At 72.8% G+C, this 14,582-nt stretch carries 13 protein-coding genes; 7 read left to right on the forward strand and 6 right to left on the reverse strand.

Features of this window, described 5'->3' with window-relative positions; genetic code table 11:
- Positions 1 to 178: 178 nt before the first annotated feature.
- Positions 179 to 1,189 carry an alpha/beta hydrolase gene (locus EDF47_RS12690; protein WP_133938289.1) on the reverse strand — a complete coding sequence of 337 codons (1,011 nt, stop codon included), beginning with the start codon at positions 1,187 to 1,189 and terminating at the stop codon, positions 179 to 181.
- Positions 1,190 to 1,365: 176 nt separating this feature from the next.
- Between EDF47_RS12690 and EDF47_RS12695 the strand changes: the two genes are divergently transcribed.
- Positions 1,366 to 2,220 carry a polyphosphate kinase 2 family protein gene (locus EDF47_RS12695; protein WP_243648844.1) on the forward strand — a complete coding sequence of 285 codons (855 nt, stop codon included), beginning with the start codon at positions 1,366 to 1,368 and terminating at the stop codon, positions 2,218 to 2,220.
- 268 nt (positions 2,221 to 2,488) lie between these two features.
- On the forward strand, positions 2,489 to 4,492 hold the full coding sequence (locus EDF47_RS12700) for a DEAD/DEAH box helicase (RefSeq protein ID WP_131880756.1): 2,004 nt from the start codon (positions 2,489 to 2,491) through the stop codon (positions 4,490 to 4,492).
- A 150-nt stretch (positions 4,493 to 4,642) separates the two neighbouring features.
- On the opposite strand, the gene EDF47_RS12705 is transcribed toward EDF47_RS12700, so the two are convergent.
- Together EDF47_RS12705 and EDF47_RS12710 are read right to left on the reverse strand one after the other, a co-directional pair.
- Entirely contained in the window at positions 4,643 to 5,152 is a 510-nt protein-coding gene (locus EDF47_RS12705) for a DinB family protein (protein WP_123293670.1), read from the reverse strand.
- A gap of 60 nt (positions 5,153 to 5,212) precedes the next feature.
- On the reverse strand, positions 5,213 to 5,755 hold the full coding sequence (locus EDF47_RS12710) for a MarR family transcriptional regulator (protein ID WP_123937540.1): 543 nt from the start codon (positions 5,753 to 5,755) through the stop codon (positions 5,213 to 5,215).
- Positions 5,756 to 5,957: 202 nt separating this feature from the next.
- Between EDF47_RS12710 and EDF47_RS12715 the strand changes: the two genes are divergently transcribed.
- From EDF47_RS12715 to EDF47_RS12730, 4 genes are all read left to right on the forward strand, one after another.
- Positions 5,958 to 6,557, forward strand: a complete 600-nt coding sequence (locus tag EDF47_RS12715; RefSeq protein ID WP_111085548.1) for a hypothetical protein — start codon at positions 5,958 to 5,960, stop codon at positions 6,555 to 6,557.
- A gap of 91 nt (positions 6,558 to 6,648) precedes the next feature.
- Complete coding sequence (locus EDF47_RS12720) at positions 6,649 to 7,836, forward strand: S24/S26 family peptidase (protein WP_123937541.1); 1,188 nt, start codon at positions 6,649 to 6,651, stop codon at positions 7,834 to 7,836.
- A gap of 61 nt (positions 7,837 to 7,897) precedes the next feature.
- Entirely contained in the window at positions 7,898 to 9,061 is a 1,164-nt protein-coding gene (locus EDF47_RS12725) for an exonuclease SbcCD subunit D (RefSeq protein ID WP_131880758.1), read from the forward strand.
- Positions 9,061 to 12,063, forward strand: coding sequence for an SMC family ATPase (locus tag EDF47_RS12730; protein WP_133938291.1), 3,003 nt, complete (start codon positions 9,061 to 9,063; stop codon positions 12,061 to 12,063). Before EDF47_RS12725 ends, EDF47_RS12730 begins: the two co-directional genes overlap by 1 nt.
- A 45-nt stretch (positions 12,064 to 12,108) precedes the next feature.
- Here EDF47_RS12730 and EDF47_RS19870 read toward each other — a convergent pair whose 3' ends face one another.
- Complete coding sequence (locus tag EDF47_RS19870; RefSeq protein WP_165932402.1) at positions 12,109 to 12,285, reverse strand: hypothetical protein; 177 nt, start codon at positions 12,283 to 12,285, stop codon at positions 12,109 to 12,111.
- Positions 12,282 to 13,094 carry a class E sortase gene (locus tag EDF47_RS12735; RefSeq protein ID WP_243698110.1) on the reverse strand — a complete coding sequence of 271 codons (813 nt, stop codon included), beginning with the start codon at positions 13,092 to 13,094 and terminating at the stop codon, positions 12,282 to 12,284. The genes EDF47_RS19870 and EDF47_RS12735 overlap by 4 nt, the downstream gene beginning before the upstream one ends.
- A gap of 92 nt (positions 13,095 to 13,186) precedes the next feature.
- Between EDF47_RS12735 and EDF47_RS12740 the strand changes: the two genes are divergently transcribed.
- Complete coding sequence (locus tag EDF47_RS12740) at positions 13,187 to 13,615, forward strand: GNAT family acetyltransferase (protein ID WP_131880762.1); 429 nt, start codon at positions 13,187 to 13,189, stop codon at positions 13,613 to 13,615.
- A 9-nt stretch (positions 13,616 to 13,624) separates the two neighbouring features.
- Here EDF47_RS12740 and EDF47_RS12745 read toward each other — a convergent pair whose 3' ends face one another.
- On the reverse strand, positions 13,625 to 14,554 hold the full coding sequence (locus EDF47_RS12745; RefSeq protein ID WP_165932408.1) for an EamA family transporter: 930 nt from the start codon (positions 14,552 to 14,554) through the stop codon (positions 13,625 to 13,627).
- Between the last annotated feature and the right edge of the window lie 28 nt (positions 14,555 to 14,582).

The raw sequence follows: 14,582 nt of genomic DNA on the forward strand, positions 1-14,582 counted from the left end.
TCTGGCGTCTCTGCGAAAGCGACACTTCTCCGCCGAACATCGGCGGCACAACGTCGCTCTCGCGGCACGGACGGCCGCTCGTCGGCGAGAAATGTCGCTTCGGCGGCACACAACCCGCCCGCGGCCGAACCCGCGCACGGCGCCCCCGCGGCCGTGCGCACGGCGCCCCCGCAGCGCCTCAGCCCAGCTGGGTCCGGAAGAACGTCGCCACGCGGCGGCTCATCGCCTCGTCGAGCTGCGCGATCGAGTGCGCCGTCCCCTCGACCTGCACGAACGTGACCGGCACGTCGTGCGACCGGAGCGTCGCCGCGAACTCCTGCGACTCCCACAGCGGGATGAACTCGTCCGTCGAGTGCCCGATGAAGAACGGCGCCGTGTCCGAGGTGACGTGGTACTCCGGCGACGCCCGGGTGGCCGCCGGACACTTCGCGTAGGTCCGGCAGCCGAGGTACAGCAGCTGCTTCCGCTGGAAGGACGCGGAGACCCCGTCGGCCCGGGTCGAGCGTGACGTCAGGTTCGTGGGGCCGCTCAGGTCGACGACCGCACGGATCCGGTCGCCCTCGGCGTAGGCGGCGGACTCGTGGTCGGTCACCGCGAGCATCGCCGCCAGGTTGCCGCCCGCGCTCCCGCCGAACACCCCGACCCGCTGGGAGTCGACGTCGTACGTGGACAGCGTCGTGGGGCGGAACACGTAGTCGAGTGCCCGTCGGACGTCGTCGAGACCGGCCGGGAACGGGTCGGTGGGGGCGAGCCGGTAGTCGACGTTGAACGTGACGAAGCCCTCGGACGCCAGGTACTTGCACACCGACCGGTAGGCGGCCGTGGCCTTGCCGCCGTGCGACCAGCTGCCGCCGTGGATCATCAGCACCGCGGGCCGACCGGTGCTGGCTGCGGCCTCGGCGGGGTCGGCCGTCGGGGTGGCGGACGGCGTCGCCGTGGGGGTCGCGGTCGTCTCCGGGGCGCTGTCGGCCGGCAGGCAGACGTCGAGTCGCTGCAGCGGAGCCGTGCCGTACGGCACATCCGCGACCACGTCGATGCCGTGGTACTGCAGGGACAGCGGGTAGATGACGCTGTCCGCGGTGACCGTCGCGTTCTCGTCACCGACGGGGTCCGTACTGCAGGACGCGACCGCGCCGAGCGCCACGACCGCGGCGACGAGCGCGAGCACTGTGCGACGGCCGGACTTCATCGGTTCCACGGTAGCCGCACCCGAGGCCGGCCACGTCACCCGAGCGGAGGAACCCCGACCGCGCACCCGACCGCGCAACCCGACGGCGGAACCGGACGGCGCAGCCCGACGGCGGAACCGCCACAGTGCCAGGATGAGAGCTGGGGGCACCCGCCGCCAGGACCGCAGGAGGACCCGTGAGCCGTCGCAAGGCCTGGAACGCCGATCCCGAACCACTGCTCCGCGTCGACCCGGGCTTCCGCCTCGACCAGGTCGACCCGGATGCGACGCCGGGCTTCCCCGGCCGCAAGATCGACGGGCTCGAAGCACTCGCCGCGGGGGCGTCCCGCCTCGCCGCCCTGCAGGAGCGCCTGTACGCGGCGTCGACCGCCGGCGACCAGCGCCGGGTGCTGCTCGTCCTGCAGGCGATGGACACCGCCGGCAAGGGCGGCATCGTCTCGCACGTCGTCGGTGCGGTCGACCCCAACGGCGTGCGGTACGCGGGCTTCAAGGCCCCGACGGCCGAGGAGCGCGAGCACGACTTCCTCTGGCGCATCGAGCGGCAGCTCCCGAGTGCCGGGCAGCTCGGCGTCTTCGACCGCTCGCACTACGAGGACGTCCTCATCCAGCGCATCCGGGCGTTCGCGGCGCCGGACGAGATCGAACGACGGTACGGCGCGATCACCGAGTTCGAGGACCGCCTCACCGCCGAGGGCACCACCATCGTCAAGGTGATGCTGCACATCTCGAAGGACGAGCAGCGCGAACGCCTCGGCGAGCGACTCGACCGTCCCGACAAGCACTGGAAGTTCAACCCGGCCGACATCGACGAGCGCCTGCTGTGGGACCGCTACCAGGACGCGTACCAGATCGTGTTCGACCGGACCTCGACCCCGCAGGCGCCCTGGTACGTCGTGCCGGCGAACCGCAAGTGGTACGCCCGCCTGGCGGTGCAGCAGCTCCTGCTCCGGGCCCTCGAGGACATGCAGCTCTCGTGGCCGAAGGCGGACTTCGACGTGGCCGAGCAACGACAGCGGCTCGCCGAGTCCTGACCGACGGGCAGGCCGGGAGGCACGGGCCGGGTCCGGCTCGCGGCCGTCCGTCGACGACGGGGCTGGCATCAGAGCGCGGGGTCGCGTAGACTCGCTCGGTCGGCCTTCGACGCCGTGACATCGTGATCACGGGCTTTTTGTTGGGTGTGTGTTGCTCGAGGGCTGGAATCACGTCGAATCGCGACGGGATGAACCCCCTCTCCGCAAGCAGCCCCCGCCGATGTCGCTGTCGGGCGCTGCGGTTCGTTGCGCACCCGAGAAAGCAGTCATGGCTCCGTACAACAAGGGCGCGGACAACCGCGCCTCCGATCGTCCCCGCCACCCGAACGGCACCCCCGCCGCACGCAGCAGCAAGCACCGCGGGTTCCGCGCCGCCGAGCCGACCGCGCCGCGCCAGAAGCAGCGCTGGGACGCCGAGGAGCGTCGCGGCCGCTCGGCGCAGGGCGAGCGCCCCGCGCGCCCGAACTGGGAGCCCCGCGACAGCGGCGGCCAGCGCCGCCCGGAGCGCGACGACCGTGGTGGACGCGGCTTCAACCGTGACGACCGCGCTCCCCGTCGCTTCGACCGCGACGACCGTGCGCCCCGTCGTGACAACGACGACCGTCCGCGTCGCTTCGATCGTGACGACCGGGCCCCGCGCAGCTTCAACCGCGACGACCGTGCGCCCCGTCGTGACAACGACGATCGTCCCCGTCGTTCGTTCGACCGCGACGACCGCGCCCCGCGTCGTGACAACGACGACCGTCCCCGTCGCAGCTTCGACCGCGACGACCGCGCTCCCCGCAGCTTCAACCGCGATGACCGTGCGCCCCGTCGTGACAACGACGACCGCCCGCGTCGCAGCTTCGACCGCGATGACCGCGCTCCGCGTCGTGACAACGACGACCGTCCCCGTCGCAGCTTCGACCGTGACGACCGCGCCCCGCGCAAGTTCGATCGCGACGACCGCGCTCCGCGTAAGTTCGACCGCGACGACCGCAGCGCTCCCCGCCGCTCCTTCGACGAGCCGGAGCGCGGCAAGTTCGTCCCCGCCGACGACGTCAAGCTCGCGAAGCTCCAGGCCGAGTCCACCGTGGCGTCGGACGTCGAGGGCGTGACCTTCGGCGACCTCGGCATCGGCGGCAACATCTCCCGCGCCCTGCAGGAGCTCGGCGCGAGCAGCCCGTTCCCGATCCAGGCCGCGACGATCCCCGACGTGATCGCCGGCAAGGACGTCCTCGGCCGTGGCCGCACGGGCTCCGGCAAGACCATCGCGTTCGGCGCCCCGCTCGTCGAGAAGCTCATGGAGCACGGCGGCGGCACGAAGCGCAAGATGGGCCGCGCCCCGCGTGCGCTCATCCTCGCGCCGACCCGCGAGCTGGCCCTGCAGATCGACCGCACGGTGCAGCCGATCGCCCGCTCGGTGGGCCTCTTCACGACGCAGATCTACGGCGGCGTGCCGTACGGCCGCCAGGAGGGCGCGCTCGAGCGTGGCGTCGACATCATCGTCGGCACCCCTGGTCGTGTGCAGGACCTCATGAACAAGGGGAAGCTCGACCTCAGCGAGGTCGTCATCTCCGTGCTCGACGAGGCCGACCACATGTGCGACCTCGGGTTCCTCGAGCCGGTGCAGGAGATCCTCTCCGCCACCGCCGAGGTCACCCCGCAGGGCAACCGTGCACAGAAGCTGCTGTTCAGCGCGACGCTCGACACCCAGGTCGCGGCGCTCGTCGAGCAGTTCCTGCACGAGCCGAGCGTGCACGAGGTCGCGGGTGAGGACCAGGCGTCCTCGACCATCGACCACCGTGTCCTCGTGGTCGAGCAGCGCGAGAAGGACCGTGTCCTCGAGGAGCTCGTCGCCGGCGACGGCAAGACGATCGTCTTCGCCCGGACCCGTGCCTACGCCGAGCGCCTGGCCGACCAGTTCGAGGACGCCGGCATCCGTGCCACGTCGCTCCACGGCGACCTGAACCAGTCGCGCCGGACCCGGAACCTGCAGCTCCTGACGAGCGGCCGGGTGAACGTGCTCGTCGCCACCGACGTCGCCGCCCGCGGCATCCACGTCGACGACGTGTCGCTCGTCGTGCAGGCGGACGCCCCGGACGACTACAAGGCGTACATGCACCGCTCCGGCCGGACGGGTCGTGCCGGCAAGGAGGGCACCGTCGTGACCCTGGTCCCGCGTGGTCGCATCCGCAAGATCGAGGGCATCCTCGAGCGTGCCGAGATCGCGGCGGACCTCGTGCAGGCCGCCCCCGGTGACGGCATCGTGTCGGAGCTCGCCGCGCGCTAGTCGCGACCAGACGCACGACGGGAGGCCCGGTACCAGCTGGTACCGGGCCTCCCGTCCGTCACGTGGTGAGCAGAAATGGTCGGGTCCCGAAATCGGACCCGACCATTTCTGCTCACGAAGCGAGCACGCCCTCGCGTGCGCGCGACCGCGTCAGCGGTTGAAGAACAGCAACCCGCGCACGAAACCGGCCTGGCCGGCGTGCTGCGTGCAGTCGTCGAGGATGCTCACGAGCCGGGCACCGGCGGTGACGGGCGGGTCCCACGCGTCGTCGACCACGGGGTCGAGGTCGTCCGGGCCGAGCGTGCCGAGGTACGCGACGGTGCGGTCGTGGACGGCACGCAGGTACCCGGTGAGCAGCTCGGCCGAAGCACGCACGCGACCGACGTCGTCGCGGGACATGCCGTAGCCGAGGGCCTCGGCCGGGAACGGCAGGCCGAACCGCTCGTACCAGCCGTCGGCGGTCCACACCTGCGCGGTGCCGGCGAGGTCGGCGATCTGGACGTCCTGCCCACGGGCGGTGTGCCACGCGAGCCACGCCAGGGTGTTCGCCCCGGCGGCCGGACGCGCTGCGAGTTGGTCCTCGGACAGGCCGTCGACGGCACGTTCGACGGTCTCGGGGACGCGGGAGAACGCTTCGATCAGGACTTCGGACGGTGTCATGCGCACCACGCTACGCGCGCGCCCCGACACGCGAGGTCACGCAGATCGTCGCGCCGACCGTCACGCTGAGCGGGCTGCGGTCTCCGCGCGCGAGTGGCGGTCCAGGGCGTCGCCGAGCCCGGCGAACGCGGCGGCGAGGCGGACCCGGTCGGCGGGGGCGACGACCTCGCGGAAGGCGTCCGAGTAGACGGCGCCGATCTGCCGGGCCACCTCGGCGCCCGAGGCCGTGAGGTGCAGCAGGACGCTGCGACGGTCCTGCGGGTTCGGGCGGCGCTCGAGGTGTCCGCGCTGCTCGAGCCGGTCGACGAGCGAGGTCATGGCGCCTGTGGTGAGCTCGAGGTACTCGCCGGCCTGCTTCGGCGTGATCCCCTCGCCGTCGGCCGCGGCCAGGAAGAACACGAAGCGGGTGTCGGTGGCGTTCAGCCCGCGCACGACGCTCTCGTGGTGCAGGACGCGGGCGTGCTGCGTCTGGAGCAGGCGGAAGGCGGTGAGGAGCTTCGCGAGGTCGGTGTCCGAGTCCACGCGCTCCGGCACGGAGACGGTCGGCGACACGGGCGCGGGCGGCAGGGTGTCGGGCAGGACGGGCTGGGTGGTGTCCGTCATCGGCGGCTCTTCTCGGCAGGGGGTGGGAAGACTCAGTCAACAAGTATCTCACTCGTCAAGATACCCCCAGCACGGGGTGGTTCCTTCCCTTGTGAGTTGCTCGGCGGAAAAGTAACTTGATCGTCGTAGCAAACACCACGGCACCGACGCGACCAACCACCGCGACCACGGCGCCACCGTTTCCGGATCAGGAGCTCCCGCAATGTCTCGTGTCACCCCTCGCGCCGCCCGTCTCGCGGCCTGGATCGCCATCCCCGCCGCCCTCGTCGCCTCGGGTGTCGTCGTCTCGACCGCGTCCTACTCGGCGTTCTCGGCCACCACCGTCAACCCGACCAGCAACTGGACCGCCGGCAGCGTCGCCCTCACCGACGACGACAACAACACCGCGCTCTTCACCGCGACGGGCCTCAAGCCCGGCTCCACCGGCGCCAACTGCATCACGGTCACGTCGACCGGCTCGCTGGCCTCGACCGTGAAGCTGTACGGCACGAACCCGGCCACCACGAACAACCTCTCGGGCAACATCAACCTGCAGGTCGAGCAGGGCACCGGCGGTGGCTTCGGCTCCTGCACCGGCTTCACCCCGGCCGCGACCAGCGGAACGCTCTACAACGGCACCCTCGCCGCGTTCGGCACCGGCTCGACGAACTTCGCCACCGGCCTCGGCACCTGGGCCCCGACCGGGTCCGCGTCCGAGTCGCGCGTCTACCGCTTCACCTACACGGTCTCGAGCACCGCGCCGAACACGGTGCAGGGCGGCACCGCGTCCCTCGGCCTCACCTGGGAGGCCCAGAACAGCTGAGCCGGGAGCCCTCCCCACCCGGTGACCGGGGCTCGGCCCGAGCCCGCCTCGGTCACCACCCCCGAGAACGCGCCCCCGGTCGAAGGCAGTCATGAGCAGCATCGCAGTGCACGGTGGTCCCACACCGCACGCCGTGCTCCGTGACGTCGTCGACTGGGGGCGCGTCGTCGTCGGCACCGTTGCACGCGGTGTGGTCGCGACCCTCCTCGGCCTCGCCCTGTGGGCGGCAGCCCCCGCGCTGATCGGCTGGCAACCGACGACGGTGATGACCGGGTCGATGGAGCCGCGCCTCACGCCCGGGGACGTCGTCGTCTCGCGCCCGGTCGCGTCCGGTGAGGTCCGGACGGGCAAGATCCTGCTCGCGGACGACCCGGACCAGCCGGGTCACCTCCGCATGCACCGCTACGTCGAGGACGGCCCGGGAGGCACCCTGGTCACCAAGGGCGACGCGAACCCGCAGCAGGACTCCACACCGCTCGAACGCTCGGCCGTGCACGGGGTCGCCTTCCTGCGCATCCCGTTCGTCGGGGCGCCGATCTTGTGGCTCCGGCAGGGGGAATGGGTCAGGGTCGTCGTGCTCGCACTCGGCCTGACCGCGCTGCTGGCGCTCTGCACGGTCGACGGGTCGCTCCGCCGCCTCACGGCGATCGACGACGACGACGCCGACGGCTCGGACGGGGGCGACACCGCCCACGGGTCGGGTGACGGGCCGTCGGACGGTACCGATGCCGGACGGGAGGCGCGGGACGACGCCGCCACGCGCCTCCCGTCCGGCGGGACCACCGTCGTCACCCGTCGCTCGCTCCGGGTGCACGAGCGTCGCGTGCAGCGGCTGCGCCGCTTCGGCGGTGCGGCGGCGGTCCTCGTCATCGCGGGGAGCATCGGCGTGCTCGTGCCGGCGCAGGCGGTTGCCGTGCCGTGGTCGCGGACGACCGTGAACCCCGTCTCGAACTTCACGGCGGGCACGGCCACCGGTGTCCCCACGCTGACCTGCACGGCCGCGTCGTCGAGCACCGTGACGATCACCTGGACCTACACGGACCCCACCGTGCCGAACTCGTTCGACCTCATGAACGGGTCGACCCAGCTCGCGACCGCCACGACCGCTGGACAACGTTCGCTCGTCTACGGCGGGGCGGGCCTGCTCGACCTGGGCACGACCTACACGCTGAACCTCCGCACGAACCTCGGCAACAACTGGACCGCGACCAGCACCCCGACCGTGAAGGTGCGGGTCGTCTCGGTCCTCGGCCTGGCGTCGGCGAGCTGCGTGCCCTGAGTTCTCCACAGGCGGCGCGCGGCCGTCCGGCGATGTCCCCGGCCGGCGTTACCGTGTCCGCATGCGCATCCTGCACACCGGCGACTGGCACCTCGGCCGCACGCTGCTCGGTGCAGACCTCCTCGAGCACCAGGCGGCGTTCACCGACTGGCTCGTCGACCTCGTGCGGGACCGCTCCGTCGACCTGGTCGTGATCGCCGGTGACGTGTACGACCGGGCGATCCCGCCGATCGACGCGGTCCGGATGCTGTCCCGGGTGCTCGAACGCCTGGCCGAGACGGCGACCGTGGTGCTCACGCCCGGCAACCACGACTCCGCCGCACGCCTGGGCTTCGGCGCCGGTGTGATGGACCGCCGCGTCCGCATCCTGGCCGAACCCGCCCGGATCGCGGACCCGGTGCTCGTCAACGACGCCGACGGCCCGGTGGCGGTCTACGGCATCCCGTACCTGCACCCCGACCTCACCCGCTACGCACTGGCCGACGTGCCGGACGAGCCCCTCGCGCGGTCGCACCACGCCGTCGTGCACGCCGCCACCGAGCGGATCCGGTCCGACCTCGCGTTGCGCGGCGGTACCCGCAGCGTCGTCGTCGCACACGCCTTCGTCGGCGGGGCGGACCCGAGCGACAGCGAGCAGGACATCCGCGTCGGCGGTGTCGACCGGGTGGCCGAGTCGGTCTTCGACGGCTTCGACTACGTCGCCCTCGGGCACCTGCACGGCCCGCAGCGGGTCGGCGACGGTGGACGGATCCGGTACGCCGGCTCACCGCTGGCGTTCTCGTTCGGCGAGCGGCACCAGCAGAAGTCGGTGACGATCGCCGAGCTCGACGCGGCCGGTGGCGTCTCGGTCGAACTCGTGCCCGCTCCCGTGCCGCGCCGCCTGGTCGACGTGCGCGGGAGCATCGACGACATCGAGTCCGGGGTCTTCCGGGCCGACGCCGACGCCTGGGTGCGGGTGGCCGTGACCGACACGGTGCACCCCGAGCGCATGTACGCCCGGGTGAAGGACCACTTCCCGCACGCGCTGGCGATCACGCACGAACCCGCCGACCGCGGTCCGGCCTCGGTGGCCCGTGCGGTCACGGCGACGTCCGACCCGGTCGAGGTCGCAGCCGACTTCGTGGCCTTCGCCACCGGTGCCGCCCCGGACGACGACGAACACGCCGTCCTGACCGAGGCGCACGAGGCCGCTGTGCTGGCGCTGCAGCGCGAGGGGGACCGCTGATGTACCTGCACCGACTCGAACTCCGCGCCATCGGGCCCTACCCCGACCTGGTGTCCATCGACTTCGCAGCGCTCGCGGCCTCCGGGGTGTTCCTGCTCGAGGGGCCGACGGGCTCCGGCAAGTCGACCATCATCGACGCCGTCGTGTTCGCCCTGTACGGCGGGCTCGCCGGGTCCGACGCCAGTTCCGACCGGCTGCACAGCCAGCACGCCGACCCCGCGGTGGAGCCGTTCGTCGAGCTCGTCTTCGAGACCAGCGCAGGGACCTACCGGGTCCGCCGCACCCCGCAGTACGACCGCCCGAAGCAACGGGGGACCGGCACCGTCAAGCAGCAGGCGTCCGTGCAGCTCTTCCGTCTGGCGAACCCGTCCGACGTCGCCGGCGAACCGATGTCGTCACGCATCCCCGAGGTCGGCGTCGAGATCGGCCGCATCGTCGGGCTCGACCGCGCGCAGTTCCTGCAGACCGTGGTGCTGCCGCAGGGCGAGTTCGCACGGTTCCTGCGGTCCCCGGGCGAAGAGCGCCGCAAGCTCCTGCAGTCCCTGTTCGGCACGCAGGTCTACGACCGCACGGCCGACGAACTCGCCGCGCGGCGCCGTGCCGTGCAGGCCGAGGTCGACGGTGCCGACGACCGCGTGCGTGATGCCCTGAACCGCTTCGCCCAGGCCGCCGGTCTCGACGACGCCGACGAGACCGTCGTGCCGTCGACGGTGGCGTCGGTCCGTGCGGCGGCCGATGCCGCTGCCGCCGTCCGTGCTGCAGCAGCCGCGGCGGCGACGACCGCTGCCGAGCACGAACAGGCGGTCACGGCGCGTGCGACCGCCCTCGAACGACGCGCGGGACTGCTCGTGCGACGGGCCGCGCTCGACGACGACGCCCCCGCCGTCGACGCCGCCCGGTCGGCCCTCGCACTCGGCGAACGCGCCGCCCGGGTGACCGCCGTGGCCGACGGACTCGACGCCGCAGTCATGCGCGCCGACGAGACCACTGCGGCGGCCCGGTCGCTGCGTGACCGCCACGGGATCACCGCCGACGCCGACGCCGTCGTGCTGCGACGCGACGCCCTGGCCGACGACCTGTCGGCCGTCCGGCACCTCGTCGCGGTCGAGGACGGCGCCGCTGCCCGTCGGTCCACCATCGCCGGGGCCACCGCGGACGCCGAGCAGATCGCCGAGCAGCTGCTCGAACGCGACGCCGCACTCGACGCCCGTCCCACCGAGCGGGCCCGCATCGTCGAGGCCGCACGCACCGCGGCCCGCACGGCAGCCGACTCGGACGCCGCCGCGCACGAGGTCACCCGGATCCGGTCCCTCCGAGCCGACCTCGTGGCGCGCGACCACGTGGCGCAGCGGGTCGCCACGGCCGAGCAGTCCGTCGCTGCCGCGCGCCGGTCGGCGACCGACGCCCTCACGGCCGAGCGGGCACTCCGCGAACGCCGGATCGCCGGGCTCGCCGGAGAACTCGGGGCGGCGCTCACGGCCGGCGACCCGTGCCCGGTCTGCGGGTCGACGGCGCACCCGTCGGTGGCGACCCCGCAGGACGACCACCCCACGACCGCGGCCGTCGACGCCGCCGGCGACGCCACTCGCCGAGCGGACCAGCACCTCGCCGACGCCGCGTCGGACCTGGCGGTCGAACGTGCCGAACACCAGCGGCTCGTCGACGTCGTCGGCACGGTCGACACCGCCGCGCTCGACGCCCTGACCGCGGCCGCCGACGAACGGGTCCGGGCCGCGCACGACGCTGCCGCGCTCGTCCTGCAGCACGAGCGGCAGCGGGCGGAGCACGACACGACGACCGGACGGCTCCAGCGCGAGCGGAACGACCTCGACGCACGGCGGACCGTCCTGGTCTCGACCGCGCTGGCCGACGCCGAGCGGCTCGACACCGACCTCGGCACCGTGGCCGCGGCGCTCGAGCGGCTCGGAGCACTCCTCGACGAGCGTCCCGCGACGCTCCGGACAGCCGTCGAGCTCCTCGACGAGCGACTCGAGGCGTACCGCGCGGTCGTGCAGGCCGACGAACGGGTGGCCGCCGCGACCCGTGCCCGCGACGACCGCCGTACCGAGGTCGACCGGGTCCTCGACGACCAGGACTTCGCCGACGTCGCCGCAGCGCGGGCCGGACGGCTCGAACCCGACAGCACCGACCGGCTGCGGGCGCTGATCAGTGCGGCCGAGGCCGAGCGGGCCGTCGTCGTGGCCGGTCTGGCCGAACCCGCCGTGGTCGCCGCGGCGGACGACTCCGCGGAACGCCTCGACCTCGACGGCGCCCGGGCCGGACGCCAGCGCGCTGGCGCCCGGGCCGGACGCCAGCGCGCTGCCGCCGCACTCGACGAGGCCGCCGCGGTCACCGTCTCCGCGGCCGACCGTGCCGACGCGGTCGACCGGTGCGCGACCGAGGTCACCCGGGCGACCCGTGCCCGTGACGAGACGTCGGCACGCAGCCGCGCCGTGGTCCGGCTCGCCGACATCGCGAACGGGGTCACCGCGGCGAACCCGACGGGGATCACCCTGGGCACCTACGTGCTCATGCGCCGGTTCGAGGACGTCGTCGCCGCGGCCAACGACCGACTCCGGGCGATGCTCGCGGGGCGGTTCACGCTCGAGACCTCGGACGAGCGGGAGTCCGGGTCACGGGCACGCCGGACCGGCCTGGCACTCGCCGTGCACGACCACTCCACCGACACCGTGCGGGACCCCCGCAGCCTGTCCGGCGGCGAGACGTTCACCGTGTCGCTGTGCCTGGCGCTCGGGCTGGCCGACGTCGTGCAAGCCGAGGCCGGTGGCGTCTCGCTCGGCACGCTCTTCGTCGACGAGGGGTTCGGCACGCTCGACCCGGAGACCCTCGACGACGTCATCGGGCAGTTGTCGCGACTGACCGCCGGTGGACGGCAGGTCGGCATCGTCAGCCACGTCGAGGAACTCAAGCAGCGGATCCCGGAGCGGATCGCCGTGCGTCGCACCGCGGCCGGCGGCTCGCAGGTGACGACAACGGTCTGACGCCGCCTGCCGTCCGGCGCCGGTCCTGGTTCCGGGTGTAACCCGTCACGGGGTCGGCGTGGACTCCACGGTGCCGTCCGGCGGCGGCAGGATGTCCGCCGCGATCCACGGGAACACCCACTGGAACAGGACGAACACGATCGCGGCGAGCAGCACGAGCAGCTCGAGCATCTTCAGGAACGTGGGGCCGGGCAGCAGCCGCCAGACGAGGGGGAAGATCACTTGGCCGTCTCCGAGAGTTCCTTCGGGGTGCCCTCGGAAGCGGGCATCCAGTAGTCGAGCTTCGCGTGCGTGACGAACCGTTCGGCTGCCGACCACATCGGGTGGCACGCGGTCAGGGTCAGCCAGCGGTCCGACGGCGAGGGGTCGACTCCGGGCTTGTTCGGCACCGGCGCGATCGTCTCGATGTGGTCCGGCGTGACGATCTGGCTGTCGGTGACCTTGTAGACGTACCAGACGTCGAACTTCGCCTTCGCGTCGGTGACCCGCACGACGACGGAGTCGTCCTTCTTGAGCTCCGCGATCTGGTTGAGCGGCTTGCCGTAGGTCACGCGGTGCCCGGCGACGGCGAAGTTGCCGGGAGCACCGGGCATCGCGGTGTCCTGGTAGTGCCCGAGCCCGATGGTGTTGAGGACCTTCTCACGGTCCGTGCCCTCGCCGATCGGCCGGTTGTAGTCCTTGCCGAAGCGGGGGATCTGCATCGTGCCGAACACGTCGGAGAGATCCGGTGGCTCGGCGAGCACAGGTGCGGTGCCGCGGTGCTCGGTTCCGGCCCCGTCCGGGGTCTTCAGCTGGTCGAGCCCCTCGACGAGCTTCGACTGCTCGTTGACCGCCACGACGTCCGTCCACCACGCGGTCCACACCACGTACAGCCCGGTGCCGGCACCCGCGATGATGAGCAGTTCGGCGATGAGCGAGACGATCGCGCCACCGACCGTCTGCCGTCGCCGGGGGGAACGGCGCCCGGACCGTCTGCCGCCGTCGTCGTCCCGCGCGCTGCGGCGCGACGGGATGGTGTCGTGTGCGGTCACGGGGCTCCTGATCGGCTGGTCGGTCGGACAGGTCTATCAGATCACGACGACGGTCCGGTGACGACGTTCTCCACACCCCGTAACGTGGGGGGATGGAGTACCGGATCCGCCCGTTCCGCGCCGACGACACCGACGCGGTCGTCGCCCTCTGGGAATCGTGCGGTCTCGTCCGCCCGTGGAACGACCCCCGCCGCGACATCGCGCGCAAGGCCACGGTCCAGCCCGAGCTCTTCCTGGTGGCGGAGTCGGAGAGCAGCGCCGTCGTCGCCGCGGGGATGGTCGGTTTCGACGGGCACCGCGGCTGGGTCAACTACCTCGCCGTGCAGCCGGACCTGCAGGGCTCCGGTCTCGGCCGGACACTGATGGCCGAGTTCGAGCGGCTGCTCACCGACCTCGGCTGCCCGAAGGTGAACCTGCAGATCCGTGCCGGCAACGAGCGGGTGCTCGGCTTCTACGAGTCCCTCGGGTACTCCGACGACCGCACCGTGTCGCTCGGCAAGCGACTCATCCCCGACGTCTGAGTCGTCCGGTCACGCCAGGGCCAGGCCCACCGACGCGATGAACGCCAGCGCGATGCCGATCCACTGCGGCGCGGTCAACCGCTCCCGCAGCACCACCCCGGCCAGCACGACCGTGCCGATGGGGTAGAGCGCGTTGAGCACGCTCACGACGGGCAGGGTGCCCGGGTCGTCGCTCGCGTGCAGCCCCGCCTGGATGCACACGTTCGCCAGGGCGTCGAGGACGCCGCACGCCGCGACCGTCAGCAGCAGACGCGGCGGCCACCAGCGCCCTGGAGGCACGGCAGACCCTGCGACGCCGACCGACGCTGCGGGGTCTGCCGCGCCTCCAGACCGCGCCCCGCGCCCGGCACGCACCGTCACCACGAGCGCCGCCGCACCCAGCAGCACCGTCTGCAGCACCCGCGCGACCACGAGCGGGTGGATGCCCGCGCCGGGCGGTGTCGCGTCGTACGCCAGCACGATCCCGCCGAACCCGCACCCGGCGACCGCGGCCGCGACGACCCCACGCACGGTGAGTCGTGCACCCGAGGTGTCCCGCACGGCCGCCACCAGCACCACCGCGACGACGGCCACGACCACCGCGGCGACGGCCAGCGGTGACAGGACGGTCCCGCGGGCCACGGCCACCAGGACCGGGACGACGGCGGCGAACACCGCGGTCAGGGGGGACAGCACGCTCATCGGGCCGATCGCCAACGCGGCGTAGAGCAACAGGACCCCGACCGCGCCGGACAGTCCGGCGACGGCGCCCCAGAGGGTGCCCGCCCACGACGGCGTGCCCCCGAGCACGGCCAGACCGATCAGCAGCGGCACGATCCCGATCGCCGCGGCGACGGCGGTGACCGCCACCGGACGGATGCGCCGCGAGGCGAGCCCGCCGAGGAAGTCGGCGAAACCGTAGACGACGGCTCCGGTCAGGCCGAACAGCACGGTGAGCACGGGTCCCATCCTGCCCGGCCCGGTAGCC

This window comes from Curtobacterium sp. PhB190 (genome assembly GCF_004365385.1).
Lineage (GTDB): Bacteria > Actinomycetota > Actinomycetes > Actinomycetales > Microbacteriaceae > Curtobacterium.